Annotated in this window: 6 protein-coding genes; 2 read left to right on the top strand and 4 right to left on the bottom strand. The window is 64.2% G+C overall.

The genetic code is table 11. The features are described from left to right. Positions 1-341, top strand: a 341-nt coding sequence (locus KG698_RS14970; protein WP_213686344.1) for a DUF2177 family protein, incomplete at its 5' end; no start/stop codon positions are given. 62 nt (positions 342-403) lie between these two features. Here KG698_RS14970 and KG698_RS14965 read toward each other — a convergent pair. Continuing rightward, the gene (locus KG698_RS14965) at positions 404-613 is read right to left on the bottom strand and encodes a cold-shock protein (RefSeq protein WP_213686345.1); all 210 of its coding nucleotides are present in this window, start codon (positions 611-613) and stop codon (positions 404-406) included. A gap of 243 nt (positions 614-856) precedes the next feature. On the opposite strand from KG698_RS14965, the gene KG698_RS14960 reads away from it, so the two are divergent. Beyond that, on the top strand, positions 857-1,183 hold the full coding sequence (locus tag KG698_RS14960) for an arsenate reductase family protein (RefSeq protein ID WP_213686343.1): 327 nt from the start codon (positions 857-859) through the stop codon (positions 1,181-1,183). Here the strand turns inward: KG698_RS14960 and KG698_RS14955 are convergent. The 3 genes from KG698_RS14955 to KG698_RS14945 all read right to left on the bottom strand — a co-directional run. Further along, complete coding sequence (locus tag KG698_RS14955) at positions 1,138-1,716, bottom strand: DoxX family membrane protein (RefSeq protein WP_213686342.1); 579 nt, start codon at positions 1,714-1,716, stop codon at positions 1,138-1,140. The two genes, KG698_RS14960 and KG698_RS14955, sit on opposite strands and share 46 nt — an antisense overlap. Positions 1,717-1,738: 22 nt before the next feature. Next, positions 1,739-2,473 (bottom strand): DNA-binding domain-containing protein, encoded by a 735-nt coding sequence (locus tag KG698_RS14950; protein WP_300984183.1) that lies wholly within the window; start codon positions 2,471-2,473, stop codon positions 1,739-1,741. Beyond that, positions 2,470-2,793: DUF692 family multinuclear iron-containing protein (locus KG698_RS14945; RefSeq protein ID WP_213686340.1), on the bottom strand; the 324-nt coding region annotated here is incomplete at its 5' end. The genes KG698_RS14950 and KG698_RS14945, both read right to left, overlap by 4 nt.

The raw sequence follows: 2,793 nt of genomic DNA, 5'->3' as shown, positions 1-2,793 counted from the left end.
TGCGCGCGGTGATCCAGCCGGTGTTTGCCCGGCATCTGGGCGATGCGCTTTATCCCGGTGGGTTTCGGCTGTTGCCTGCCGCTCTGTTTTACCTGACCTATATGGGCGGCGTGACCTATTTCGCGGGCTGGCCCGCGCTGCGTGACGGAGTGCCGCATATGGCGCTGGTCAATGGGGCGATCTTGGGGTTGGTGGCTTATGGCACCTATGAATTCACCAGCTGGGCGGTGATGCGCGATTGGCATCCGCAGATCGTGGCGCTTGACCTGACATGGGGCGTGGCTGTCACCGCGCTGTCGGCTTGGGGCGGGGTGATGGTGGCGCGGATGGTCGCGGGCTAGGCAATAGGGGCCAGATGGCGCCACATCGTGACGCCATGCGCGGCTTCGCCCTGCGCAAATGCTTAGCCGATTTTTTGCAATTCGACCGCCGAGGACCGCCCATCGCGGCCTTCGCGCAACTCGAAGCTGACCTTCATATTGTCGGGCAGCCCGGTCATGCCGGCGCGTTCCACGGCCGAGATATGCACGAACACATCCTTGCCGCCATCATCGGGCGCGATGAAGCCAAAACCCTTGGTGGTGTTGAACCATTTTACGGTGCCAGTGGGCATCGATCTGTCTTTCCTTGTTCCATCCTCGTCGATCCGCGCGATGATCCGGCGCGGCGTGGTGGGGTTGTTTTCGCGCATCTTGGCCCATTGGGCGGGATGACGGGTTGCAACCGTTCAACACCTGTAAAATGATGGTGTGACGCGGCGAAAAAACAAGAATTGCATGGGCTTTGCCGCGTGAAACGCCGGTTTTCGCGCGCGGGTTGCGCGGGGGCGGGGTGAAATGCTGAAAGAGGTGGCAGATTGCGCATTTATGGGTTGAAAAACTGCGATAGCTGCCGCGCGGCGCTGCGCGAGCTGGGGGCTGCGGGCCATGCGGCGGTGCTGGTCGATCTGCGCGAGACCCCTTTGTCGGGGGATCTGCGCGACCGGGCCTTGGCGCAGTTTGGCGCGGCTTTGATCAATCGCCGCTCGACCACATGGAAGGGCTTGGACGAGGGGGCGCGCGCGGCCGATCCGGTCGCCCTTTTGGTCGCCTATCCCGCCGTGATGAAGCGGCCGCTGATTGATGCGGGCGGGCAGCTTTACCTTGGCTGGGACGCCGGGACAAAAGCGGCACTCTTGGGCTGACGCCAGCGCGCGAGTGCCGCATCGAGGGAAAGCGGACCCGCCCCCTTGAGCACCAGAAGAATGAGCGGGAATAGCCACAAGGCGCGGGTGTCGATCAGCCCATCGGCATGGCGGTCGAAGAGCGCGCCCAATGCCGCGCCATGGCCCATCACATCGACCCAAGTTTGCGCCACGACAAAGCCCACCATGCCCAGTGCCGCAAGGCGCGTGAACAGGCCCAAGACCAAAAGGATCGGCAGCACGAACTCTGCCCATGTGCCGAAAAGCACCGTTGCGCGGGCAACTGCGCCCAAGCCCGAGAGGTCATAGCCCAGGGCCGCGACGGTGCGGGGCAGGATTTGGATATAAGCCCCAAGTGACAGCTGGAAGAGGCCCAAGACCCCCTCGCCGATCTTGGTGAGCCCCGCATGCCAGTAATAGGCAAAAAGCGTGGCCGCAAAGAGCAGGCGGGCGAGGCTTGGCAAAAGGGCGGGGGCAAGATGGGTTTCCAGCGCCCCGAAGATGCGGGCATGAAGGGCGATCAGGGCGTGCATCGGTGAATTCCTTTCGCGGGCATTAGCTGTCGTGCGTCAACGCGCCCGTGGTGAAGAACAATGTCACAAGCGCCGCGATATCGGCGGTGGGATGAGCGGCCAAGGTGCGGGTCATCGCCTCGGCCAAGGTCAGGCGGCCTTTGAGGGCGCGGGCCAAGGTCAGCCCGCCCGGCGGCAATAGATGCGGTGCCGGGTCAAAGCCTTTGCGCGCGATGAGCACATCTTGCGGGGTGGTGGCCGGTTTAGGTGCGCCTGTTTCGGTGTTGTAGCGCCAGATCGCAAAGACCGGGTGGCGCGAGGACATGACCAGCGTCGCAGGCGCAAGGCGCGGCTTCAGCGAAAGCACGGCGGCAGGGGCCAAGCCCGTGGTGTCAAAGGGGGCGGCATCGGCGGCGTGGTAGGATTGGCGCAGCCCAAGATCGAGTCGGGCGATATCGGGCAAATAGCGCAGGTGACGTACGGGTTCAAAGCGGGCCAGAAAGCCGGGGAAGGTGGACCCGTAAAGGGCAAGGCGCGGATCGCTGGGCGGGTTGGCGCGCAGATAGATACCCGCCATCGCCTTGAAGAAATCATCGCCCACCAGCTTGCGCACGGTGGGAAAGCCCGTCTCGAGCGCTTGGGTCAACGAGACGGCGACGTTGTTGCGATAGACGTCGAAGCGTTTGCCCGCAGGCCCGCCAAAGGGGTTTTTCAGACCTGCGGGGGCGCGTTGGCCGGGGTCAAGCAGCGCTGTGGCAAATGCGGTTTGGCTGGTCAAAGCCTCGCCTCCACCGGGGTGAGGATCGCGTGGGCGCGGGCGGCCTCGCCCAAAAGGTCCGCCAAGGTTGGCAGGTTGTTGTCCCATTCGATGAGCGTGGGGCGCGGGCCGCCGCGCGCGATGGTATGGGCGTAAAGCGCCCAGACCGGGTCGATGACCGCGCGGCCATGGCTGTCGATCAACAGCGGGCGACCATGCTCATCGGCATCGGTGTCATGGCCGCCAAGATGGATCTCGCCCACGGCATGCAGGGGGAAGGCGTCGATATAGGCGCGCGCATCCCAGCCTTGGTTGGTGGCCGAGACGAAGACATTGTTGAC

Origin of the sequence: Roseicyclus sp., assembly GCF_018402035.1 — a bacterium.
In the GTDB taxonomy this organism is placed as follows: Bacteria; Pseudomonadota; Alphaproteobacteria; order Rhodobacterales; family Rhodobacteraceae; genus Roseicyclus.
This window is presented reverse-complemented; position numbering and strand designations above follow the sequence as displayed.

Bases quoted from the DNA above. Each gene is read 5' to 3' on its own strand.
- KG698_RS14965 (WP_213686345.1), bottom strand. From the start codon at position 613: ATGCCCACTGGCACCGTAAAATGGTTCAACACCACCAAGGGTTTTGGC.
- KG698_RS14955 (WP_213686342.1), bottom strand. From the start codon at position 1,716: ATGCACGCCCTGATCGCCCTTCATGCCCGCATCTTCGGGGCGCTGGAA.